At 67.6% G+C, this 22,975-nt stretch carries 22 protein-coding genes; 9 read left to right on the top strand and 13 right to left on the bottom strand.

Features of this window, described 5'->3' with window-relative positions:
- Positions 1-26: 26 nt before the first annotated feature.
- Positions 27-950 carry a polyprenyl synthetase family protein gene (locus MWN34_RS16070; protein ID WP_247030328.1) on the bottom strand — a complete coding sequence of 308 codons (924 nt, stop codon included), beginning with the start codon at positions 948-950 and terminating at the stop codon, positions 27-29.
- A 168-nt stretch (positions 951-1,118) separates the two neighbouring features.
- On the opposite strand from MWN34_RS16070, the gene MWN34_RS16065 reads away from it, so the two are divergent.
- From MWN34_RS16065 to MWN34_RS16055, 3 genes are all read left to right on the top strand, one after another.
- Complete coding sequence (locus tag MWN34_RS16065) at positions 1,119-1,901, top strand: transglycosylase domain-containing protein (RefSeq protein ID WP_247030327.1); 783 nt, start codon at positions 1,119-1,121, stop codon at positions 1,899-1,901.
- A gap of 93 nt (positions 1,902-1,994) precedes the next feature.
- Positions 1,995-2,180: a 50S ribosomal protein L32 gene (gene rpmF, locus MWN34_RS16060; RefSeq protein ID WP_247030326.1), complete on the top strand. Its 186-nt coding sequence runs from the start codon at positions 1,995-1,997 to the stop codon at positions 2,178-2,180.
- Between the two features lie 241 nt (positions 2,181-2,421).
- Positions 2,422-4,161 carry a GGDEF domain-containing phosphodiesterase gene (locus MWN34_RS16055; protein ID WP_247030325.1) on the top strand — a complete coding sequence of 580 codons (1,740 nt, stop codon included), beginning with the start codon at positions 2,422-2,424 and terminating at the stop codon, positions 4,159-4,161.
- Positions 4,162-4,279: 118 nt separating this feature from the next.
- Here MWN34_RS16055 and phaR read toward each other — a convergent pair whose 3' ends face one another.
- Positions 4,280-4,867 (bottom strand): polyhydroxyalkanoate synthesis repressor PhaR, encoded by a 588-nt coding sequence (gene phaR, locus MWN34_RS16050; protein ID WP_247030324.1) that lies wholly within the window; start codon positions 4,865-4,867, stop codon positions 4,280-4,282.
- A gap of 210 nt (positions 4,868-5,077) precedes the next feature.
- On the opposite strand from phaR, the gene MWN34_RS16045 reads away from it, so the two are divergent.
- Together MWN34_RS16045 and phbB are read left to right on the top strand one after the other, a co-directional pair.
- Complete coding sequence (locus tag MWN34_RS16045; protein WP_247030323.1) at positions 5,078-6,256, top strand: acetyl-CoA C-acetyltransferase; 1,179 nt, start codon at positions 5,078-5,080, stop codon at positions 6,254-6,256.
- 144 nt (positions 6,257-6,400) lie between these two features.
- Positions 6,401-7,126: an acetoacetyl-CoA reductase gene (gene phbB, locus MWN34_RS16040; protein ID WP_247030322.1), complete on the top strand. Its 726-nt coding sequence runs from the start codon at positions 6,401-6,403 to the stop codon at positions 7,124-7,126.
- A gap of 35 nt (positions 7,127-7,161) precedes the next feature.
- Here the strand turns inward: phbB and MWN34_RS16035 are convergent, their stop codons facing one another.
- On the bottom strand, positions 7,162-7,449 hold the full coding sequence (locus tag MWN34_RS16035) for a PepSY domain-containing protein (protein ID WP_247030321.1): 288 nt from the start codon (positions 7,447-7,449) through the stop codon (positions 7,162-7,164).
- A 152-nt stretch (positions 7,450-7,601) separates the two neighbouring features.
- Here MWN34_RS16035 and yddG point away from each other — a divergent pair, with 152 nt between their 5' ends.
- Positions 7,602-8,483, top strand: a complete 882-nt coding sequence (gene yddG / locus MWN34_RS16030; RefSeq protein ID WP_247030320.1) for an aromatic amino acid exporter YddG — start codon at positions 7,602-7,604, stop codon at positions 8,481-8,483.
- A 5-nt stretch (positions 8,484-8,488) separates the two neighbouring features.
- Here the strand turns inward: yddG and MWN34_RS16025 are convergent, their stop codons facing one another.
- The 5 genes from MWN34_RS16025 to thpR all read right to left on the bottom strand — a co-directional run bounded on the left by MWN34_RS16025 (position 8,489) and on the right by thpR (position 11,590).
- On the bottom strand, positions 8,489-8,956 hold the full coding sequence (locus MWN34_RS16025) for a cupin domain-containing protein (protein WP_247030319.1): 468 nt from the start codon (positions 8,954-8,956) through the stop codon (positions 8,489-8,491).
- A gap of 7 nt (positions 8,957-8,963) precedes the next feature.
- A complete protein-coding gene (gloB, locus tag MWN34_RS16020) occupies positions 8,964-9,737 on the bottom strand; it encodes a hydroxyacylglutathione hydrolase (RefSeq protein WP_247030318.1) in 774 nt (257 codons plus the stop codon).
- Positions 9,738-9,847: 110 nt separating this feature from the next.
- Positions 9,848-10,366 (bottom strand): invasion associated locus B family protein, encoded by a 519-nt coding sequence (locus MWN34_RS16015; RefSeq protein ID WP_247030317.1) that lies wholly within the window; start codon positions 10,364-10,366, stop codon positions 9,848-9,850.
- A 230-nt stretch (positions 10,367-10,596) separates the two neighbouring features.
- Complete coding sequence (locus tag MWN34_RS16010; RefSeq protein ID WP_425532132.1) at positions 10,597-10,986, bottom strand: YkvA family protein; 390 nt, start codon at positions 10,984-10,986, stop codon at positions 10,597-10,599.
- Positions 10,987-11,056: 70 nt separating this feature from the next.
- Positions 11,057-11,590 (bottom strand): RNA 2',3'-cyclic phosphodiesterase, encoded by a 534-nt coding sequence (gene thpR, locus MWN34_RS16005; RefSeq protein WP_247030316.1) that lies wholly within the window; start codon positions 11,588-11,590, stop codon positions 11,057-11,059.
- A 403-nt stretch (positions 11,591-11,993) separates the two neighbouring features.
- Here thpR and MWN34_RS16000 point away from each other — a divergent pair, with 403 nt between their 5' ends.
- Positions 11,994-12,821, top strand: a complete 828-nt coding sequence (locus tag MWN34_RS16000; RefSeq protein WP_247030395.1) for an MOSC domain-containing protein — start codon at positions 11,994-11,996, stop codon at positions 12,819-12,821.
- 237 nt (positions 12,822-13,058) lie between these two features.
- On the opposite strand, the gene MWN34_RS15995 is transcribed toward MWN34_RS16000, so the two are convergent.
- From MWN34_RS15995 to MWN34_RS15975, 5 genes are all read right to left on the bottom strand, one after another.
- Positions 13,059-14,147: a DUF4167 domain-containing protein gene (locus MWN34_RS15995; RefSeq protein ID WP_247030315.1), complete on the bottom strand. Its 1,089-nt coding sequence runs from the start codon at positions 14,145-14,147 to the stop codon at positions 13,059-13,061.
- A 528-nt stretch (positions 14,148-14,675) separates the two neighbouring features.
- Positions 14,676-15,611, bottom strand: coding sequence for a peptide chain release factor N(5)-glutamine methyltransferase (gene prmC / locus MWN34_RS15990; RefSeq protein WP_247030314.1), 936 nt, complete (start codon positions 15,609-15,611; stop codon positions 14,676-14,678).
- Positions 15,608-16,699, bottom strand: coding sequence for a peptide chain release factor 1 (prfA, locus tag MWN34_RS15985; RefSeq protein WP_247030313.1), 1,092 nt, complete (start codon positions 16,697-16,699; stop codon positions 15,608-15,610). Before prfA ends, prmC begins: the two co-directional genes overlap by 4 nt.
- A 4-nt stretch (positions 16,700-16,703) precedes the next feature.
- Positions 16,704-18,971 carry a phosphoenolpyruvate--protein phosphotransferase gene (ptsP, locus tag MWN34_RS15980; protein WP_247030312.1) on the bottom strand — a complete coding sequence of 756 codons (2,268 nt, stop codon included), beginning with the start codon at positions 18,969-18,971 and terminating at the stop codon, positions 16,704-16,706.
- A 288-nt stretch (positions 18,972-19,259) separates the two neighbouring features.
- The gene (locus MWN34_RS15975; protein WP_247030311.1) at positions 19,260-20,513 is read right to left on the bottom strand and encodes an aspartate kinase; all 1,254 of its coding nucleotides are present in this window, start codon (positions 20,511-20,513) and stop codon (positions 19,260-19,262) included.
- A gap of 178 nt (positions 20,514-20,691) precedes the next feature.
- Between MWN34_RS15975 and ubiG the strand changes: the two genes are divergently transcribed.
- Entirely contained in the window at positions 20,692-21,465 is a 774-nt protein-coding gene (ubiG, locus tag MWN34_RS15970; RefSeq protein WP_247030310.1) for a bifunctional 2-polyprenyl-6-hydroxyphenol methylase/3-demethylubiquinol 3-O-methyltransferase UbiG, read from the top strand.
- Positions 21,466-21,555: 90 nt separating this feature from the next.
- Entirely contained in the window at positions 21,556-22,899 is a 1,344-nt protein-coding gene (locus MWN34_RS15965) for an MFS transporter (RefSeq protein WP_247030309.1), read from the top strand.
- Positions 22,900-22,975 lie beyond the last annotated feature (76 nt).

Genomic DNA, 22,975 nt, shown 5'->3' with positions numbered 1-22,975 from the left:
GGTTCCGCGTCGAGGGTGCTGCGCCGTTAATTCTGCCGTTCGGCTATGAAATGCGCCGCTTTCCGCAGCAGTGTGGCTCGCGCGCCGAACCGCCCCAGCGCCGTTTCGGCCTCGCCGACGAGCCGCGCCAGTTCGGCGCGGGCCCCTTCGACGCCGAGCAGGCCGACAAAGGTCGCCTTGCCGGCCGCCGCATCCTTGCCCACGGCCTTGCCCACCGTTTCCTGCGCGCCTTCGACGTCGAGCAGGTCGTCGGCAATCTGGAAAGCCCGCCCGATGGCGCTGGCATAGGCGGCAAGCGCCTCGTGCTCTGCCGCGTCTGCGCCGCCCAGCCGAGCGCCGGCCTCGCAGGCGAAGGCGAGCAGCGCGCCGGTCTTCAGCGATTGCAGCCGGGCGATGTCGGCGAGGCCAAGGTCGCGGCGACCCTGTTCCTCGAAGCGACCTTCGGCTGCAAGGTCGAGCATCTGCCCGCCCACCATGCCGTTGGCGCCGGAAGCCCGCGCGAGGGCCAGCACCAGGGCGGCCCGCACCGCCGGATCGGGGTGGGCGCTTTCCTGGCCGAGCAGTTCGAAGGCAAGTGTCATCAGCGCGTCGCCGGCCAGGATGGCGGTTGCCTCGTCATAGGCGCGGTGCACGGTCGGCTGGCCGCGCCTCAGGTCGTCATTGTCCATGGCGGGAAGGTCGTCATGGGCGAGCGAATAGCAGTGCACGCATTCCAGCGCCGCCGCTGTCGGCATCGCGGCCTCGCGGTCGACCCCGAAAAGCGCCGCGCTTTCCACGACGAGGAAAGGCCGCAGCCGCTTGCCGCCACCTAGCGCGGCATGGCGCATCGCCGCGGCAAGGCGCGGGCTGACGCTGCCATGCCTGGCGATGGCGCCGTCGATATGGGCGGAGACGGCCTCGGCGGTCCGGGCGATGGCGATGGCGAGGGCGTCGACGTTCAGGGAGGTCATGATACTCGGTCCGATCAGGGCCCCTGCGTGCCCGACCGCACGTCGGGGGTCAAGCGGGGCCCGATCCGCCAGGCGGGCATCGAAGCATTGTCGGAGCAGCCTTCGATGGGGCAGGGTATGGCGCGGCCAAGGAGCGCCCGCGAATCCCTCGCGCGACAAGGAGACGAGATGACCCGCCTGCTGCGTATCGCTTTCCGCGCGGCAGCGCTGCTGGCGATGGTCATCCTCGCGCTCGGCGTGCTCTACATGTTCGTCAACCCGATCTCGACGCTGATGCTCGCACGCTATGCGACGGCGCGGCCCGTCGTGCAGAGCTGGGTGCCGATCAATGCGATCGCGCCCGCCCTGATCCGCAGCGTGCTGGCATCCGAGGATGCGCGATTCTGCCAGCATTTCGGCGTCGACCTTGTCGAGCTGAACAACGCGATGGACCCCTCGGAGGAGGGCGAGCCTTCGCGCGGGGCATCCACCATCACCATGCAACTCGCCAAGAACCTCTTCCTGTGGAATGGACGCAGCTATATCCGCAAGGGGCTCGAAATGCCTCTGGCGGTCTACCTCAACACGGTGCTGTCGAAGCGGCGGCAGCTTGAGATCTACCTGAACATCGCCGAATGGGGGCCGGACGGGCAGTTTGGCATCGAGGCCGGTAGCCAGCGCGCCTTCCGCAAGAGTGCGGCGGCCCTCAGCCCGCGCGAGGCGGCGCTGATGGCGGTGATGCTGCCAAACCCCCATACGCGCGATGCCGGCAAGCCGAAGCCCGGCCTCGCGCGTCTCGCCACACGGCTGCAGGGGCGGATTCCCCGTGAGGGAGCTGAGCTGACGGCCTGTCTCGGACCGCTTGGGCGCGACACCGCGGCATTGAAGCGGCCGCTGCCGGCGGAACGCCTGCGCAAAGCGCGTTTCCTTGTGGTCGGGCCCTCTTTCGTTTCGCGCGACGACGCTGTATAAGCCCGCCTTCCGAACAAGAGCTATCCGGCACCGGCTCGCCCCCTTCAGGGCGCCCGTTTGGGTGCGGAGGCAGCCGGCACAGGAGTTGAGACAATGGCCGTTCCGAAGAAGAAAACCAGCCCGTCGCGTCGTGGCATGCGCCGTTCGGCGGATGCGCTGAAGCAGCCGACCTATATCGAGGACAAGGATTCCGGCGAGCTGCGCCGTCCGCACCACCTCGATCTGAAGACCGGCATGTACAAGGGTCGCCAGATCCTCAAGGTGAAGGCCGAGGCCTGAGCCGTTGCGTGACGGCCCGGTGGCAAACCGGGCGGCATGTCACGGCGCGCGATGGACATATTGAACGGGCCCGAGGCGAGAGCCGATCGGGCCCGTTTACGTTGAGATGGCAGGCGGTACATTGAAACCGTATTCTCGCTTTCAATATCATATACAACAAATTTAGAGCTATTTTACGTGCAATTGATTTCGGCGCATGGCATGGTCCTTGTCGCCACGCGACGCCGTTTCCGGAACCAACATGCCTGTTTCCACCCCCGACGATGCCAACACACCTGACGGATTCGTGCCCCTGCGGCACGACGCGGTGACGGCAATCGTCCATAAGCTTGGCGGTGCCGCCTATCGCTGGACGCTGGTGGATGATCGCATCCTGTGGTGCGAAAACGCCTCACGAGTGCTGGGCGGCGAACCGCCCCGCAATGGCGCCTCCTACAACAAGCTTCTCGGTTCTGACACCGGACAATACCGGCGCGCCGTATTCAACGGCGAAAATCGTGTTCTGGCGGGCATTTCGACACCTTTCGAGACCATCTACCGGATCCGGCCGGAAGGGCGTGACGATGCCGCGTTCTGGGTCGAGGACAAGGGCATTCTGGTCGGCGGTGCCGATGGTTCGCCAAGCGAGATGAGCGGCATTGTGCGCCGGCTTGGCGGTTACGAGCCTCACGCTCCCCGTCGCGCGCCGGAATTGCCGACCGTTTCGGCGGAACAGTCTGATTCGCTGCTGACGGCGGGAGTCGCCGTATTGAACCGGCAGCAACTGGTCCGGCTTCTGGAACAGCGATTCGTCGACGTCGCGGCCGGTGGCGGCGGGTTCGGCTTCCTTCTGGTCAATGTCGACAATGTCAGCCGGGTGAACGAGTTCTACGGTTTCGGCATCGCCGACGAGATCATCGAACTGGTTGGCCGTCGTCTGAAGGACCGGATGTCAAGCCACGTGGTCGGCCGCTTTTCCAGCAACAAGTTCGCGGTGGTCATCGACGATGCCTCGGCGGCTGTGCTGACGGCTTGCGCGCAGCGCTGTCTTGAGGCCGTGGTGGGCCAGCCCTTGATGACTGCAAGGGGTCCCATCGCTGCATCGGCGACGGTGGGCGGGCTTCTGGCGCCGGACGATGCCGGCGATGTGGCCGAAGTGTTCGCCCACGGGCTCGATGCGCTGGAGCGCGCCAAGTTCGTCGGCCGAGGCACCTTCCACGCCTATGTGGCGAATCCCGAGCGGGAGGAGCACCGCCGTGCCAATCTTCGGGTGACCCATGACGTGGTGTCGGCCCTGACCGAGCGGCGGATCAGCCTCGCCTACCAACCGATCGCCGACAGCATGACGCGCGCGATCAGCCTGTATGAATGCCTGATCCGCATCCGGGGCAGGGAGCGGCAATTGCTCAACGGAGCGGCGATCATCCCTGTCGCCGAGAAATGCGGGATGATGCGGCTGCTGGACTGCCGGGTGTTGGAACTAGCCCTCAACACGCTGGAAGCGGATGCCGCGGTACGGCTCTCCGTCAACATCTCGCCCTCGACCATTCATGATTCCGAGTGGCTGGGCGTTCTGATGGACCGAGCCCGCAACCGTGTCGGGGAGCGGCTCACCATCGAGATCACCGAGACCGCCGCGATCCACGACCTTGCCCATACCGAGCGCTTCGTGAACCGTTTGCACGACATCGGCTGCAAGGTTGCGATGGACGATTTCGGCGCGGGCTATACCTCGTTCCGCAATCTGCGCCGTCTCGGCATCGACATGCTGAAGATCGACGGCAGCTACATCTCGCCGCTGCTGAACTCGCCGGACGACCAGGCATTCGTGCGCACCCTGCTGTCGCTGGCCGCCCATCTCGGCATCGAGACCGTGGCCGAATGGGTGCCGAACGAACAGACTGCGGCGCTGCTGCGGGATTGGGGCTGCACCTATCTGCAGGGCGAAGCGATCGGCCTTGCCGCGCCGACCTCGCCCTCCGGAGCCTTGCTGTCGAGTTGAGCCCGCCCGCAAGCGCGGCCGGTCTCCTTCCATTGCGATGACGCATAAAACAAAGCCGGCCGCCATGCTTCCATGGACGACCGGCTGGATGTGGTGCGGCATCAGGCGCGCGTCGGCCTCACGCCTTGTCAGGATCCTTGTCGCCGAGGCGGGCGAGCTGCTTCTGCATCTCGGCGACCTGGCGCTTCAATTCGTCGAGATCGGTCGAACGTTCCGCCTGAGGCGCCGGAGGGACGGCATCCTCGGGACGGCCATTCGGAAGGAACATCTTGAAGGTCCGATCGAAAATTTCCATGTTGCGCCGCACCTGCTCCTCCATCGCGCCGAAGCCGGAGAAGCCGCTCACCCCGAAAGCCTTGGTGAACTGGTCGCGAAATTTTTCCTGCTCGCGCGTGAAATTCTCGATGGAGATGTCGAGGTAACGGGGCAGCACCATCTGCATGCTGTCGCCATAGAACCGGATGATCTGCCGCAGGAAATTGATCGGAAGCAGGTTCTGGCCCTTGCCTTCCTGTTCGAAGATGATCTGCGTGAGAACCGAATGCGTAATGTCCTCGCCGGTCTTGGCGTCATAGACGACGAAATCTTCGCCGTTCTTCACCATCAGCGCGAGATCCTCGAGCGTCACATAGGTGCTCGTGCCGGTGTTGTAGAGTCGCCGGTTCGCGTATTTCTTGATGGTGACCGGATCGTTTGATTTGGCCATGTATCTGTTTGCCTTGGTCGTTTCCCAAGGAAACACTAGGACGTTTCCTACCGCACCGCCATAGGCTTCTGCACCGCGGCGACCTCCCCTAAAGCATGATGCGCCGGGTGCATTGACATCCGTCATCCGTGGCAACCACGATGCAGATATAACAAGCCCATCGACGCCGCGTTCGCGGCGCCCGGCCCAAAGAGGCGGAGGACGTCCCTCATGTCAGACAGCATCGTGATCGTCGGCGCGGCCCGCACGCCCGTCGGCGCGTTCAACGGTTCACTCTCGAGCCTGCCGGCTCACGAACTCGGCAAGGTCGCGATCACCGCGGCTCTGGAGCGCGCGGGTGTTTCCCCTGCCGAGGTTTCGGAAACCATCATGGGGCAGATCCTCACGGCGGGTGCCGGCCAGAACCCGGCGCGGCAGGCTTCGGTGGCGGCGGGCATTCCGGTGGAAAGCCCGGCCTGGGGCGTCAATCAGCTCTGCGGGTCGGGCCTGCGCGCGGTCGCGCTCGGCTTCCAGGCGATCCTGAACGGCGACAGCGAGATCGTGGTCGCCGGTGGCCAGGAGTCGATGAGCCAGGCCCCGCACTGCGCGCATCTGCGCAACGGCACCAAGATGGGCAACCTTGAGATGGTCGACACCATGATCAAGGACGGCCTGTGGGATGCCTTCAACGGCTACCACATGGGCACCACCGCCGAGAATGTCGCCCGCCAGTGGCAGATCACCCGCGACGAACAGGACAGCTTCGCGGTGGGCTCGCAAAACAAGGCCGAGGCGGCGCAGAAGGCCGGTCGCTTCAAGGACGAGATCGTTCCCGTCACCATCAAGACCCGCAAGGGCGACGTCGTGGTGGCCGATGACGAATATCCCCGCCACGGCGCCACGCTCGACAGCATGACCAAGCTGCGCCCCGCCTTCTCCAAGGACGGCACGGTGACCGCCGGCAATGCCTCCGGCATCAATGACGGCGCGGCGGCGATTGTGCTGATGAGCGAGGCCAAGGCCGCCTCGCTCGGCAAGACGCCGCTCGCCCGCATCGTCTCGTGGGCGCAGGCCGGCGTCGATCCGGCGATCATGGGTTCCGGACCGATCCCGGCCTCGCGGCGCGCGCTGGAAAAGGCGGGCTGGACGGTTGCCGATCTCGACCTGATCGAGGCCAACGAGGCTTTCGCGGCGCAGGCCTGCGCGGTCAACAAGGATCTCGGCTGGGATACCTCGAAGGTGAATGTGAATGGCGGCGCCATCGCCATCGGCCATCCGATCGGGGCTTCGGGCGCGCGTGTCCTCACTACGCTGATCTACGAGATGCAGAAGCGTGACGCCAAGAAGGGCCTTGCGACGCTGTGCATCGGCGGCGGCATGGGCATCGCCATGTGCATCGAGCGGCCCTGAGCCGCCATACCTTGCCCCGGTTGCGGAGCCGGTGCAGGCGAACCCCTTGGCGGCGCGACGACTTTACGCCGCGCCGCCCTGCGTGCGGTCAAACCAGAAACAGACCGGCGGCGGATCGCCGGAGAGGAACGCCAGGGGGAGAAAATGGGGCGAGTTGCTCTGGTCACGGGTGGCACCCGCGGTATCGGTGCCGCCATCAGCAAGGCCTTGGCCGGTGCCGGCTATCAGGTTGCGGCCAGCTACGCCGGCAATGACGAAGCAGCGGCGGCATTCACCGCGGAGACGGGCGTACCGGCCTTCAAATGGGACGTTTCGGACTTTGCCGCCTGCAAGGCGGGCATCGCCGAGGTCGAGGGCAAGCTCGGCCCGGTCGAGATTCTGGTGAACAATGCCGGCATCACCCGCGATGGTATGCTGCACAAGATGGCGCCGGAGCAGTGGCACGCCGTCATCAACACCAACCTGAACTCCGTCTTCAACATGTGTCGCAACGTGATCGAGGGCATGCGCGAGCGAAGCTTCGGGCGCATCGTCACGGTCTCCTCCATCAACGGCCAGAAGGGACAGATGGGGCAGACCAACTATGCGGCCGCCAAGGCGGGCGAACTCGGCTTCACCAAGGCTCTCGCGCAGGAAAATGCGAAGAAGGGCATCACCGTCAATGCCATCTGCCCCGGCTATATCGGCACGGAGATGGTGAGGGCGGTGCCGAAAGAGGTGCTGGACAAGCAGGTGCTGCCGCAGATCCCGGTCGGCCGTCTCGGAGAGCCGGAGGAGATCGCGCGCTGCGTCGCCTTCCTCGTGGCGGACGACGCCGGCTTCATCACCGGATCGACCATCACGGTGAATGGCGGGCAGTTCATGATCTGAGATGACGACCCGGCGCCCATTCGGGCGCCGGGTCGTCACTTGCGTTCGGTCTTCAGCACAGCACCGCTTGTCGCGTCGATGTCGAGTTCGATGCGATGGCCTGATCCGTCACGCCCTTCCGCCTCCCATTTCCGATGGTCGCGCTCGATCTTGGTGATGGTTGCGAGGCCGCTCTGGCGGGCAATGCGCAGGGCATCGTCGATACTGATCTGCGCGCCCGGGGGCTGCGCCACCGCCGCGGTGATGAAGGCTGCCGCACCGAAGGCGGCGAGCGACAGGGTGCGGCTCACGTGGGCGGCGTTCGCAAGGCGACGATGCGTCATTCTGCAGCTCCGGTAAGATATGGCGACGCCCTTCCAGGTAGCGCGATGCAGGCATGCGGCGAGGGCACTATCCGCTGGTGGCGGGCTGGCGGATTTTTCATTGGCGTCCGGACGTGCGCGGGCCATAAGGGGGCACCTCAAGCGGTGCCCTCATGTCCGTTTCCCCGTCCCGCACGACCGCCACCTTCATCGGATTCTCCGCGATCCTGCTGTGGGCAACTCTGGCGTTGGCGACGTCCGCCACCGGCAAGGTGCCGCCCTTTCTGCTCACCGCGCTCACCTTCACCATCGGCGGTGCGGTGGGGATCGGCGCGGCGCTGGCGCGCGGGGTGGGGCTGTCGGTGCTCAGCCAGCCCTGGCCGGTCTGGCTGCATGGCGTCGGAGGGCTGTTCGGCTATCACTTCTTCTATTTTTCCGCGCTGAAGCTGGCGCCACCGGCTGAAGCGGGGTTGATCGCCTATCTGTGGCCGCTGCTCATCGTGCTTCTTTCGGCACTGCTGCCCGGCGAGCGACTGCGGCCGGCCCACATCGTCGGCGCTCTGCTGGGGCTGGCCGGCACGGTCGTGCTGCTGGGTGCCAAGGCCGGCGGTTTCGGCTTCGATGCGCGCTATCTGCCAGGTTATGCAGCGGCGTTGCTCTGCGCCTTTCTGTGGTCCGGTTATTCGGTGCTGGCGCGCCGCTTCCAAGGCGTGCCGACGGAGGCTGTCGCGGGGTTCTGCCTCGCGACCGCCGCGCTCTCCGCGCTGTGCCATGTGGCCTTTGAGCCCGCGATCTGGCCGCAGGGGCGCACCGAATGGCTCGCGGTGCTCGGCCTCGGCCTCGGGCCGGTGGGCATTGCCTTCTATACCTGGGACATCGGCATGAAGCGCGGCGACATCCGCCTGCTGGGCGTCGCCTCCTATGCCGCGCCGGTGCTGTCGACGCTGCTACTGGTGCTGGCCGGTTATGCCGACGCCAGCTGGCCGCTCGCGCTTGCCTGCCTGCTCATCGTCGGGGGTGCCGGTGTCGCGACGCTTCTCGGGCGAAAGGCCTGAGGCCTTCAGCCGCCGGGCGACCAGCCGGGCGCGGCCAATTCGAAGCCGGCAAATTCGAAGCCGGGAGCCACGGTGCAGCCGACCAGTGTCCAGTCCCCGAGGCTTTCCGCCGCCTGCCATGCCCCGCGCGGTACGACCAACTGGGGCAGGGCACCATTGAGGATGTCCGGTCCGACCCAGTGATCAGTGATCGGCCCTTGGTCACTCCCGGCAAGGCTGAGGCGCAACGGGGCGCCGGCATACCAGTGCCAGACCTCCACCGCATCGAGCACGCGATGCCAGTGCGAGCGCTCCCCCGCAGCCAGCAGGAAGAAGATCGCGGTCGAGGCGGCACGTCCATCCACGAGCCGGTGCGGATCGCGGAAGGTTTCGCGGAAGTGCCCGCCTTCGGGATGGGGTTCAAGCGCGAGACGCGTCACGATCTCGGCGGCGGAAAGACCGTTAAGGGACGGGGTCGGGGGCGCATCCGACATGCCGTCATCACCCCCGGAAGCTGTTCTTCAGTTCGCGCAGGTGGGTGAAGACGGCGCCCGACGCGGCTCCAGGCAGGCCGATACGGGCGGCAAGCTCGGGATCGTCGGCGTGGAGAAACGGATTGGTGGCTTTCTCCGCGCCGATGGTGGTCGGCACGGTCGGCAGATCCTTCGCGCGCAGGGCCTCGACCTCAGCGAGACGCGTGGCGAGGGCCGCATTGTCCGGCTCGACGCTGCGGGCAAACCGGGCATTCGAGAGCGTGTATTCGTGGCCGCAATAGACCACGATCTCGTCGGGCAGGGCGCGCAGGCGCAGCAGCGATTCCCACAGAACCGGCGGGGGGCATTCGAACGGCCGGCCACAGCCCATGGCGAACAGCGTGTCGCCGCTGAACAGAAGTCCCTGCTCGGGGAACAGGAACACGATATGTCCGCGCGTGTGGCCCGGCGTTTCCATCACGCGTCCCACCAGAGAGCCCACCGCCACCGGATCGCCGTCGACCACGGCAAAATCGAGGCCCGGAATGGTGTCGGCCTCGGCTTTGGGTCCGATAACCGTCGCGCCGAAGCGTTCCTTCAGCGCCAGTACGCCGGCGATGTGATCGGTGTGGTGATGGGTGACGAGGATATGGGTCGGCGTCCAGCCTTCGGCGTCGAGCGCCCTTAGGATCGGACCCTCCTCCGGTGCATCGACCACTGCGACCGCTTCGGTCACAGGGTCGCGCAGCAGCACGGCGTAATTGTCCGAGAGGCAGGGAATCAGGCGGATTTCAACGGACATCGCGACCTCGTGCGTCAATGCGGCGCGTCGACCCTGTGTCGGACCCTGCACGGCACTCGAAAAGACGGGCGGAGCGCGCCTGCGCGCGCCTGCCCATCAAGTCCAGAGCTTCAACGGCATTCCTGCGCCGCGCGATCGATCGCAGCCGAGACGCCGTTCAGCGAATAGGTGTCTGTCGTAACATTGCCGCGCTTCGAGGTGGTCTTCACCACGACGCTCTGGCCCTTGCGCACCGCATCCACCACACGCGCTTCCTCCGCCACGTTGCGCACCCAGGCTCCGGTGTCGCGGGTATAGAGCGTGAAGCTGTTGGCGCCGATCGTCAGCGTCGCGTCGGAACCCTCCTTGAGGGCAAAGCCGGCGATCACGCTGATCTCGTTCTTCACATTCTCCGCCGTGCGGGTGCTGATGAAGAAATAGGCCGGGTCGCGCTTGAGGCCCTCCGGCGCGCGCGTCTTGGGCTGGGACAGCGCATAGCAGATCTTTCCCGATCCGCTGGTGTCCAGATAAACTCCCCAGTCACCGATCTGAGTGACCAGCTTCGGTGCTGCCTCGGCCGCGCCGAAAGCGCCGCTGCCAAGGATAAGCGCCATGCTGGTGAGAGCGGCGCGCACGAGCGATCGTGCCATTCTGGATCTCCCCCGATTTTCTGGTTCGGTAGCAGGACGATGCCGACGATTCCCAATCATGCGATAAGGGATATCCGGCCATTTCGTCGCTGTGAACCCACCGTTCGATCTGTCGCGTGAATGCGTGTCTTTCCGCCCATGGGGAAGCTGATATTTTCCGAACGGGTCGATGACAAGGCAACGTTCATCACGAGACGGTGCGCAGCAGCCCGGGCAGGCTCTTCTGCTGCTCAGAGGGCGTCCGCGCTGCCGCGAAGCCGGGCCAGTGCCGCTTCCGCAGCCTCCCTGTGCCGTGGTGCGATATGGCCGGCGAGCAGGTTCAGCGCCGTGGCGAGCACGGCGGCATCGTCGGTGAAGCCCACGAAAGGCAGGAAGTCCGGCACCGAATCGATGGGCAGGATGAAATAGGCCAGGGCACCGAACAGCGCCGCCCGCACGCGGAATGGCGTGTCCTTGTCGAGCGCGCAGTAATAGGCGGCCGTGATGTCCGCAGCGAAGGGGATGTGCGTCGCATGGGCCGCCATCTTCTTCCAGAAGCCGGCGCGCACTTTGGCTTCGTCGGTGCCTGCGCTTTCCGCTCCGGTGCCGTCCGTCATCGTGTCAAAAGGCGCTGCGACCATTGGCGGTCCCTCCACGCCTTCGCAAATGGCCCCGGCTTTTCGCTTCCGCAAGAGGAAGGGGCGGTCCTGCTCACATCAGCGGGTAGCTGGCTTCGAGAGTGTAGGGCCCGCCGCCGACCGAATCGCGCGAGGAGAACAGCACGAAGCGCGGCACCTCGAAATTTGGGCTGCGGAAATAGCCACGCAGTGACAGATAATCGGCGACCTGCCGCGGCGGCGTGTTGCGCAGGCGGGCGAGGGTGATGTGGGGCTTGTAGTTCCGCCCTTCCGGCGGCAGGCCGACGCGTTTCATCAGCCGCTCCTGCTCGGCCTGGAGTTCGATCAATGCCGAATTCGGCTTCACCGCGGCGAAGATGGCGCGTGGCTTGTGATTGCCGAACTGGTCCACCCCGTCGATACCGATCTCGAAGCCGAAGCGTTCGACCTCGTCCAGCGCGGCGGCCACATCGCGGGCGACCGCGTAGTCGACATCGCCGATGAAGCGCAGGGTGACGTGGTAGAATTCGGGGTCTATCCAGCGCGCGCCGGGTATGCCGCCCCGCAGCATGGCGAGCGGACCCGCGATCTCCCGTGGAATCTCGAGGGCGGTGAAAAGCCGCGGCATGCGGGCCTCCATCGGTTCCCGGCATCTCGCCAGCATGGCCAGCGAAGCATCGGACGCCATTGAACACGGATTCGGCCGGCGATGAAAAGGGTTCCCGCGCCCGCCATCCACCTTCAATGGTGCGTCGCAATGTGGCCGATGCGGGGCGTTTTCTGCGAGGCTGACGCGGCGCGCGTCAGCCTATAGAGTGCGAGCCATGAGCGAATCGCCCGATATGCCGATCGGCACTCCGGAGGAGCCCCAGACCCATGGGGACGCCGCGCCGACCTCTGGCCCGGCCGCGGACATTCCGGCGGCGAACCCCGCCGAGGATCAGCCCATGCAGGAGACCGGCCCTTCCGAAACGGGTGTGGAGGAAGTCCTCGCGGAGAGCAGCGGCGAGGACGCCGCTCCCGAGGTTGTAATGGACCCGCCGTCCGGCTTGGTTGCCGCAGAGGGCGAGGATGATCTGTTTTCCGAGCCGTTCGCGACCATTGCCGGCATTTATCGCTATCCGGTCAAGGGCCTGTCGCCCGAGCGGCTTGACGCGGTGGAACTGGAGGCGGGGGCCTATGTGCCCGGCGACCGCCTGTTCGCGATCGAGAACGGGCCGTCCGGCTTCGATCCGGCGGCGCCGGTGTTCCAGCCGAAGATCAAGTTCCTCATGCTGATGCGCAATGAGCGCCTCGCCGCGCTGCAGACGCGCTATGAGGCCGAGACCGGCATCCTCGTCATCCGGCACGAGGGGGAGGAAGGCGTGCGCGCCGATCTGCGCACCCCCGAGGGGCGGCTCGAGGTCGAGGAATTCTTCCAGCGCTTCATGCGGTACCAGCTCCGCGGCGCCCCGCATTTGCTGGAGAGTCCGAGCCCGGATTTCCGTTTCGTGGACACCCCGCGCGGCTTCGTCTCGCTCGTCAATCTGGCGAGCTGCCGGGCGCTTGGCGAGGAAATCGGCATGCCGGTGGACCCGCTGCGGTTCCGTGCCAACCTCTACCTTCAAGGGCTGGAGCCCTGGGAGGAGTTCGACCTGATCGGCCATACCATCAGTGTCGGCAACGGGGTGAAGCTGCGTGTCACGGAGCGGATCGACCGCTGCGCCGCGACCAATGTCGACCCGTCCACCGGGCGGCGCGACATGGACATTCCCGGGACGCTGATGCGCACCTTCGGGAATGTCGACTGCGGGGTGTTCGCGGAGGTGGTGAGCGGCGGCGTGATCTCCGAACGGGATCCGGTTCGCTTCGCCGGCTGAAGCCTAAGCACCCACGCACCGGATGTCCGATGGACGGCCAGGGACTGGTCGCGCCCATGCTCGTTCATGACGCTCGCCGGGTCGATGAGCCCTGTCTTGCCGCGCGACGAGGGACAGGCTTGCGTCCCTTCATTCTACGTCGATCGAGCCAATAAAAATCCGGGGCTCTTTGAGGAGCTCCGGATTTCGTCGACTTGATATTCCGGCGGATCGGGCCAGCGAACGCGCCGGCCTGCCTCACTCGCCGACTTCGGCGGGAGCGGCTTCCGGGGCGCCATCCTCGGCCTTGTCGGTCCGGCGATAGCGGCGTCGGCGCGTCGCGCGGGGCTTGGCATCGCCATCGGCGCCTTCCGCAGCCTCGGTCGCCAGGGCAGATTCGGCGGGAGCGACGGGGGCCTCGGCAGGAACAGGTACGACCGGCTCCGATGTGGTGGGAGCTGCTGCTGCGGCAGCTGCTGCGGCAGCCGCTGCTGCAGCGGCCGCCGCCGCGGCGCGGCCACGGGTGGGCGCAGGAGCGGGCGGGGCAGGCGGCGTTGCGGCCGGCGTTGTTCCGCCCTGGGTGATGAAGGCGGGCAGGCCGATATCGCCACTCTCCGAGGCGAAGGCCGGCTGCGGGCCGAGCACGGGCTGCGGCTGCTGGGCGGGGTCGCGATAGGCGCTTTCCGCGGCCTCGTTCTGCTCGCGCTGGGCGCGATTGCGCTGCCACCGATTCTCGCGCGGCTCCCGGTTCTCGCGGGGCTCACGAGGTTCACGCGCCTCGCGGTCGCGGAACTCACGGGGCTGGTCGCCACCCTCGCGGTTGTCGCGCTGGTTGCGATCGCGGTTGTCGCGGTCCCGATTGTCGCGCTCGCGCCGATGCTGGCCGTCGCGACCGTTCTCGCGCGAGCTGTTCTGCTCGCGTGGCTGGAACTCGCGATTCTCGCGTCCATGGCCGCCCTCGCGGGCGTTCTGCTGGTAGGGCTGGCTCTCGCCGTTCTGGCCGAAGCCCTGGTTGCCCGAGGCGCCGGCCTCTTCCAGATCGAAGTCGTCCTCGTCCTCGTCCGGCCGCTGGAAGGGCTGGCCCTGAACGCCGAACTGCGCCTGCGCGGCGGCAATGATCCGGTAATAGTGCTCGGCGTGCTGCAGGTAGTTTTCCGCGGCGACGGGGTCGCCGGAGGCCTGCGCGTCGCGGGCGAGCTGGTGATATTTTTCCGCGATATGATGGGCCGTGCCGCGCACCTTCACATCGGGGCCGTTCGACTCATAGACACGCGTAAGCGGATTCTGGCTGCGACGATTATTATTGTTGCGGCCACGCATACGCTTCTGCTGATTGTTATTTCGCATCGAGCTGATCTCTGGGGCCCTTGCCGTGCCGGCGTTCCCGCCGGGGAAATGGCACAGGCGTGTCAATCGCCTTGTCTGGGTTCTGGCGCTCCGCGCTCATTCCCGATGAATGAGCCGAACGTCAGGGCACTTGCTGTCCGCGGGTGACGCCGGACGACCTCCCGCCGGGGCTCTTCGCGCCCGGAGCGGCTTGCCGGTTCCGCCGACCATCGGACCTCTTGCCATGGGAATGCATCCTGAGATGCGTTGCGACCGCCGCTGGCCGGCCAAGGCCGACTGGAGCACGCAGATCGATCCTTCGGCACGCGCGACCAGCGCAGCGGCCGACCCCATGTTTCGTCGCGCACCTGCAAAGCCGTCCGCGACAAACCCGGTGAAGCATTCGCCTTTCAGGCTCCGACACCGCAGAAAAACGGTGTTCTATCAACATCTTCCGCACACACATCACGAGCACGGGCTCGATCGGGATGTGGTTGCAGCGCCTATGTTTTGACAGATGGAGCGTCAGGTCGATTCCTGAAGGCGACACTAATCGGTTCGCGATGGCGTTCCAAGCCTTTTTTTGCTGCAGGACGGTAGAACCGGCATGGCTGTGGTGAGAAGGGCACGGGGTATGCCGGCGAGGTCGGGGCGGGCGGGGCCCTCGGGGGGGAGGCCCTGGGCTTCCAGCAGAGTGGCGACGGCGGCTTCCTGGCCGATGCCGAGTTCCAGCACCGCGCGGCCGCCGGGGGCGAGGAGGGACGGCAGGGCGCTCGCAATGGCGCGGTAGGCGTCGAGGCCGTCGGCGCCGCCGTCGAGGGCGAGGCGCGGGTCGTGTTCGCGCACCTCGCGCTCCAGCGCGTCGATATCGGCGCTCACGATGTAGGGCGGGTTCGAGACGACGAGGTCGAAACGGGCCTCCAGCGCTTCCCCCCATTCGCTGACGATAATGCCGAAACGGCCCGAAAAGCCCAGCGTTTCCAGATTATTGCGTGCCTGTCGCGCGGCGCCTTCGGAGCGGTCCACGCCGATCGCGACGGCATTGGGGCGCTCGCTCAGCAGGGCGGCGAGGATGGCGCCGCTGCCGGTGCCGAGGTCGAGAATGCGCAGTCGTGCGGCCCTGTCGGGGAAGGCGGCGAGGGCGACCTCCACCAGAATCTCTGTTTCCGGGCGCGGCACCAGCGTCTCCGGGGCGAGGGCGAGCGGCAGGCTCCAGAACTCGCGTTGCCCGGTCAGGCGGGCCAGCGGCTCGCCGTTGCAACGGCGGCCGATGAGTGCAGTGAGGTGGGTGATGAGTCCAGCCTCGACGCCTGCGTCGCCGCGCGCGATCAGGTCGGCGTCGGTCAGGCCGAGGGCGGCCTTCACGATGAGGCGAGCCTCGCGGGCGGGCTCGGGGATGCCGGCGGCAGCGAATCGGTCGGCGGCGCTGCGAAGCAGGGCGGCACGGGTCGCCGGCGCCCGGGATTCACCCCCGTCCCCGTTCACGCCGCGCCTCTATCGAGCCCTTCGGCCTCGGCGAGCAGGGCGGCCTGGTGCTCGGTCACCAGCGCGTCGACCAGTTCGCCCAGCCCATCGCCGGCGAGAATCTCGGGCAGCTTGTGCAAGGTGAGGCCGATGCGGTGGTCGGTGACCCGGGCCTGCGGGAAATTATAGGTGCGGATACGCTCGGAGCGGTCGCCGGAACCGACCTGAAGCTTGCGGTTGGCGGCGCGGGCGCTGTCGCGCTTCTCGCGCTCGCCCTCATAGAGCCGGGCGCGCAGCAGGGCCATGGCGCGGGCCTTGTTCTTGTGCTGGGAGCGCTCGTCCTGCACCGCCACCACCACGCCGCTCGGCAGATGGGTGATGCGCACCGCGCTCTCGGTCTTGTTCACATGCTGACCGCCGGCGCCGGAGGCGCGGAACACGTCGATCCTGAGGTCGCCCTCGTCGATGTCGATATCGACTTCCTCCACCTCCGGCAGCACCGCGACGGTGGCGGCGGAGGTGTGGATGCGGCCGGAGCCCTCGGTTTCCGGCACGCGCTGCACGCGGTGCACGCCGGATTCGAATTTCAGCTTCGCATAGGCGCCCCGCCCGTGCAGGGCGGCGATGATTTCCTTGTAGCCGCCGGCGGTGCCTTCGCTGAGCGAGAGCACCTCCACCGACCAGCCGTTCAGCCCGGCGAAGCGCTCATACATGCGGAACAGATCGCCGGCGAACAGGGCGGCCTCGTCGCCGCCGGTACCGGCGCGCACTTCGAGGATGACGCCGCGCTCGTCCATCGCGTCCTTGGGCAGCAGAGCGAGCCGCACCTCGTGGCCCAGCGCCTCGACCTGGGTCTCCAGCGCGGCGACCTCCTCGGCGGCGAGCGCGGCCATTTCGGGCTCGCCCGCGGCGTCGAGCGCGAGGGTGCGGGCCTCGGTGAGCTGGCGCTCGGCGCTGCGCAGCGCCTTCACCCGGTCGATGAGCGGGGACAGCTCGGCGAATTCGCGCGACAGACGCACGAAAGACTCCGCGTCCGGGCTGCCGGACAGCGCATGTTCGATCTCGGCATGGCGCGCGAGAAGCTGGTCGAGGCGGGCATCGGGGAGCATGGCGCTACAAGGGCAGGCCGGTCGCCTCGGCGAAGGCGGAAAGCCGGGGACGGATCGAAGCCGGGCTCGCGCCGTCGGCCAGCAGGGGCTCGACCAGTGCGGCGGCGGCGGAAAGATCGAGTTCGCGCAGCATCGCCTTGACCGGGCCGAAGGAGGCCGGCGAGACGGAGAGCTTTCGATAGCCGATGGCGGCGAGCGCCAGCGCCTCCAGCGGACGGGAGGCGAGCTCGCCGCACAGCGTCACCGGCTTGCCGTGCCGGTTGGCGGCGTCGGCCACCAGCTTCAGCGCGCGCAGGGCCGGCGGCGAGAGCGGATCGAAGCGCTCCGCCACCCGCGGATTGCCGCGATCGGTGGCGAACAGGAACTGAACCAGATCGTTGGAGCCGACCGAGATGAAATCGACCCGCGCCAGCAGCTCGTCGAGCTGGAACAGCAGCGAAGGAACCTCCAGCATCACCCCGACCAGCACCCGCTCGGGCAGGCCGTGGCCGTGGCGGCGCAGATGGGTCAGCTCGCGCTCGACGATGTGGCGGGCCTTGTCGAACTCGTCCACCACCGAGACCATCGGGAAGATGACGCGCAGCTCGCGGCCGGTTGCAGCCTTCAGCATGGCGCGGATCTGGCTGCGCAGCAGGCCCGGCCGGTCGAGGCCGAGACGGATGGCGCGCCAGCCGAGCGCGGGGTTCTCTTCCTCCACCGCGCGCATGTAGGGCAGCACCTTGTCGCCGCCGATGTCGAGGGTACGGAACACCACGGGGCGCTCGCCCGCCGCGTCCAGCACCGCGCGGTAGAGCCGGAGCTGCTCATTGGTGCGCGGGAAGGCGGAGGCGATCATGAACTGGAGTTCGGTGCGGAACAGGCCGATGCCGGCCGCGCCGGTCTCCTCGATATGCGGCAGGTCCACCAGCAGGCCGGCATTGAGGTGCAGCTCGAGCGCCACGCCGTCGCGGGTCACGGTCGGCAGGTCATGCAGCGCGGCATATTGCTCCAGCAGCCGGGCGCGGAAGCGGACCTTCTCCTGGTAGAGCGCCTCGACATCCGCCGGCGGGCGCAGATGCACCTCGCCGCCGACGCCGTCCACGATCATCGCATCGCCCGGATCGGCGAGGCCGACCACGTTCTCCACATGGCCGACCGCGGCGATGCCGAGCGCGCGGGCGACGATGGTGAGATGGCTGGTCGCCGCACCTTCCTCCAGCACGAGGCCGCGGATGCGGGTGTGGTCATAGTCGAGCAGCGCCGCCGGGCTCATGTTGCGGGCGACGATGATGGCGTCGTCCGGCAGCTCCGGATGCTCCGGCCCGCCGGCCCGCCCGGTGAGCTGGCGCAGCAGCCGGTTGGCGAGGTCGTCGAGATCGTGCATCCGCTCGCGCAGATAGGGATCCGTCATGCGCAGCATGCGGGCGCGGGTATCGGACTGCACCCGCTCCACCGCGCCTTCGGCGGTGAGGCCGGTCATCACCGCCTCGCGCATCCGGGCGATCCAGCCGCGGTCATGGGCGAACATGCGGTAGGCTTCGAGAATCTCGCGGTGCTCGCCGACGCGGGCGACGCCCTCGTCCTCCAGCAGCGTGTCGATCGAGCTGCGCATGGTCTCGATCGCGGTGTCGAGGCGGGCAAGCTCGCCCGGCACGTCGTCGGCGACGATCTTGATGACCTCGATGCGTGGCTCGTGGAGCACCACCTTGCCGAGCCCGATGCCGTCCGACAGGCCGAGACCCTTGATGTGCACGGGCCGGCGCGCCGCGGGCTCCGCGCCGGGGGTGGCCAGCGAGGTCAGTTCGCCGGAGGCGATGATCTCGGCCAGCACCATGGCGGTGGTCTGCAGCGCCTCGACCTCCTCCTCGGTGTAGGTGCGGTGGGCGCGGTTCTGCACCACCAGCACGCCCAGCGTGTTGCCCGCGCGCAGGATCGGGACGCCGAGGAAGGAGTGGTAGATCTCCTCGCCCGTCTCGGGGCGATAGGAGAAGGCCGGATGCGCCTGGGCGTTGGAGAGGCTGATCGATTCGGCTTCGCGCGCCACGGTGCCGACGAGGCCCTCGTCGATCCGCATGACGGTCAGGTGGACCGCGCTGCGGTTCAGGCCTTCCGTGGCATAGAGTTCGAGCGTGCCGTCCACGCGCAGCACATAGATCGAGCACACCTCGGCCACCATGTTGGCCGCGATGAGAACCACGATCTTGTCGAGGCGGTCCTGCGCGCTCACCGGCTCCGCCATGACTTCGCGGAGCCGCCTCAGAAGCACGCGGGGGCCGCCGAGAGCGCCTCGCATCGGCCGTCCTCGGTTTCCGGGACTATAGCTCAACCCGGAGTGGATGAAGGGGCACGGGCTGATCGCTCGTGCCGTCCCTGATTGCCCCCGACGCCGGCGGCATGGTCGCCGCCCGGTGTCGTTCCAGTGTGCCGGGGCCCGACGTCGTGCGACATCCGGGCCGGCGTCTTTCACATCACGACGCCAGACGGCATCGTTTCAATACACGCCGCCGTGAGGCGCCGTCTCCCGTTCCCGTTTCGCGGCGCAGGCCCCGGCGAGGGACGGCCGATCTGCGGACCGGCACGCTCAGGCATCGAGCCCGTATATCGAATGCAGAGTCCTCACCGCAAGCTCAGTGTAGGCCGCGTCGATCAGGATCGAAATCTTGATCTCGGAGGTCGAGATGGCGCGGATATTGATCGCGCGCTCCGACAGCGCCTTGAACGCTTTCGCCGCAACGCCTGCATGCGAGCGCATGCCGATTCCGATGATCGAGATTTTCACCACGTCGGTGGCGCCCTCGATGGTCTCGAAGCCGACCTCGGACTTCACCGCCGCCAGCGTCGCCTTGGCACGCTCGAAATCGGCGGTCGGCACCGTGAAGGTGATGTCGGTGAAACCTTCCGCCGAGATGTTCTGAACGATCATGTCGACATTGATGTTCGCCTCGGCCAGCGGCACGAAGACGCTCGCAGCGATGCCCGGCTTGTCCGGCACGCGGCGGATGCTGACCTGCGCCTCGTCCCGGGCGAAGGCGATGCCGGTGACGACTTCACTCTCCACGATTTCCTCCTCGTCGCAAATCAGCGTGCCGGGCGGGTCGCCCGCGGTCTTGAGTTCGGGCGCGTCCGGGTCGGTGAAGCTGGAGCGCACGAAGGTGCGCACCTTGTGCACCATGGCGAGCTCGACCGAGCGCACCTGAAGCACCTTGGCCCCCAGCGAGGCCATTTCCAGCATTTCCTCGAACGCGATCTTGTCCAGCCGCTTCGCCCTCGGGACGATGCGGGGATCGGTGGTGTAGACGCCGTCGACATCGGTGTAGATGTCGCAGCGGTCGGCCTTGATGGCGGCGGCGACCGCCACCGCGCTGGTGTCGGAGCCCCCGCGCCCCAACGTGGCGATGCGCCCGGTGGCGAGGTTCACGCCCTGGAAGCCGGCGATCACCGCGACTTCGCCGCCATTCTCCATGCCGGCGACCAGCGCGTCGCCGTTCACGTCGAGGATGCGGGCGGAGCCATGGGCGTCGTCGGTGGAAATGGGGAGCTGCCAGCCCTGCCAGGAGCGGGCCGGGATGCCCATGTCCTGCAGCACGATGGCCAGCAGGCCCGACGTCACCTGCTCGCCCGAGGCGACGATGGCGTCATATTCGCGCGGATCGTGCAGGACCGAGGCCTCGCGGCACCAGCCGACGAGCTCGTTGGTCTTGCCGGACATCGCCGAGACCACCACGGCGACCTGGTGGCCGGCCTCGACCTCGCGTTTGACGTGGCGCGCGACGTTGCGAATGCGCTCCACGTTCGCGACGGACGTGCCGCCGAACTTCATCACCAGACGTGCCATGGGGGAAAAACCGTAAGCGGGGAAAACCGTAGTGCGGAAAACAGCGGCGACGTGTCGTTTGATCGGCGGGGAGGGGTCCCCCCGGCCGAAAGGCGCGTATACATACTGGCGTCGCGCCCGGCCCGCAACGGCGGGGGCGCACCGATCCGCAGCTTGGAAACACTTCACGGGGACAATCATGTCGAATGCCGCCGGTACCGGCGCCGAGACGGCGCACGCGCGCAGCACGGTCGACCCCGCCGAGGTGGAGCGCTTCGCCCGCCTCGCCGAGGAATGGTGGAACCCCAACGGCAAGATGGCGGTGCTGCACCGTTTCAACCCGGTGCGCCTCGGCTGGCTGCGCGAGCATGTCTGCGCCCATTTCGGGCGTGACCCCCGCGCGCTGCGCCCGCTTTCCGGGCTCTCGATCCTCGACATCGGCTGCGGCGGTGGGCTTTTGTCCGAGCCGCTGGCGCGCATGGGGGCGAGCGTGACCGGCATTGAGCCGGCCGAGAGGAATGTGCGAATCGCCGCGGCCCATGCCGAGGGCTCAGGACTCGACCTCACCTATCGCGCCGTCACCGCCGAGGACCTTGCCGATAGCGGCGCCCGCTTCGACGTCGTGCTGGCGATGGAGGTGGTGGAGCATGTCGCGGACGTGCCGCTGTTCCTCGCCCGTGCGGGCGAGATGGTGAAGCCCGGCGGGCTGATGGCGGCGGCGACGCTGAACCGGACGAAGCGCGCCTTCGCGCTCGCGGTGGTGGGGGCGGAATATGTGCTGGGCTGGCTGCCGCGCGGCACGCATGACTGGCGGAAGTTCGTGACGCCCGAGGAGCTTTCCGCGGCGCTGGAGGCGGCAGGGCTCACGGTGCTCGATCGGCAGGGCGTGGTCTTCAACCCGCTGACCAATGAATGGCGCCGCTCCTCGGACATGGCGGTCAACTACATGATGCTGGCCGGCCGGCCGGGCTGAGGGCGGTTTCGGCGGGTTCGCGCCGGGGGCGAGGGAACCCGCGCGCCCCGGCCGGCTTCTAGCTGCGCCGCCATCGTCACGGGTCCCCTCATGCCTGCCGCGACCTCCGCACCCGCCGCGCCGAACCCGGTGGCCTTCGCAACGCCGCTCGCGGCGCTGGCCGCGCTGAACCTGTTCCTCTCGGATGTGCGGGACGGGCTCGGGCCGTTTCTCGGGGTGTTCCTGCAGGAGAAGCACTGGAGCCCCTCCGAGATCGGCCTCGTCATGACCATTGGCGGGCTCGCCGGCATGATCGCGACCATGCCGATGGGCGCGCTGGTGGATGCCAGCCGGGCCAAGCGCGCCATCATCGTGGCCGGCTCGGCGGTCGTCATCATCGCCTCCTTCGCGATCCTGCTGTTCCCCAACTTCCCGACGGTGGCGCTGGCGCAGGCGGTGAACGGCATCGCCGCTGCGGTGCTGCTGCCGGCCATCGCCGGGCTCACGCTCGGCCTTGTCGGACCGGCGGGATTCGACCACCAGCTCGGCGTCAACGAGGCGTTCAACCACGCCGGCAACATCCTCGCCGCGGTGCTGGCCGGCGTGCTGGGCTGGTGGCTCGGCCTGCCGGCGGTGTTCGCGCTGATGGCCGGCATGGCGTTCTTCGCCGCGATCTCGGTGCTGATGATCCCGGCGGACGCCATCGACCATGAGGCGGCGCGCGGCGCAGCCTCGAAGACGGAGCATCCGGCAGCGCGCGGCGGGACGGCGCAGGCGGAGGGAGGCGCCAAGGACGGTGCTTCGAAGCCCGGCCGCGAGGGCATTCTCGCTCTTCTGCGCGAGCCGGCGCTGATCACCGCTGCCATCACCTTCGGCCTGTTTCACCTCGGCAATGGCGCGATGCTGCCGCTGTTCGGGCAGGCCATGGTGGCGCGCGCGGGGGTCGATCCCAGCGCCTTCACCGCGCTGACCGTGGTGGTGGCGCAGGCGACCATGATCCCCATGGCGCTGCTGGCGGCGAAGCTGGCACAGCGGCAAGGCTACCGTCTGGTGCTGCTGCTCGCGCTCGCCGCCCTGCCGGTGCGTGGCGTCATCGCGGCGGCGGCGGTGCATTATGATGTCTACTGGGGCGTGATCCCCGTGCAGATGCTCGACGGTGTGGGCGCGGGGCTGCTCGGCGTAGCGACGCCCGGCGTCACCGCGCGCATCCTGAAGGGGTCCGGCCGCTTCAATCTCGGCCTCGGCTTCGTGATGACCGCGCAAGGCATCGGCGCCTCCTTCTCCACCCTGCTCGGGGGCGGCGTAGCGCAGGGCTTCGGCTATCCGGCGGCCTTTCTCGTGCTGGGCGGGGTGGCCGCGCTCGCGGCGGGGGCCTATCTCATCGGCGGCTGCCCCGGCGGGTCAGAGGGCGGGCCGGAAACGGCCGAGGCCGGACCCGATCGGGCTACCGCCTGAGAGAATTGCGTCCGATCGACTCCGAAGCCCTTCCGTTGCCGATCGGCCACACTACATTGGCGTAAGGCGGGTTGCC

The sequence above is a fragment of the Ancylobacter crimeensis genome (assembly GCF_023016805.1).
Taxonomy (GTDB): domain Bacteria; phylum Pseudomonadota; class Alphaproteobacteria; order Rhizobiales; family Xanthobacteraceae; genus Ancylobacter; species Ancylobacter crimeensis.
The sequence above is the reverse complement of the archived record's forward strand: the minus strand, read 5'-3'. Positions and strand labels throughout refer to the sequence as shown.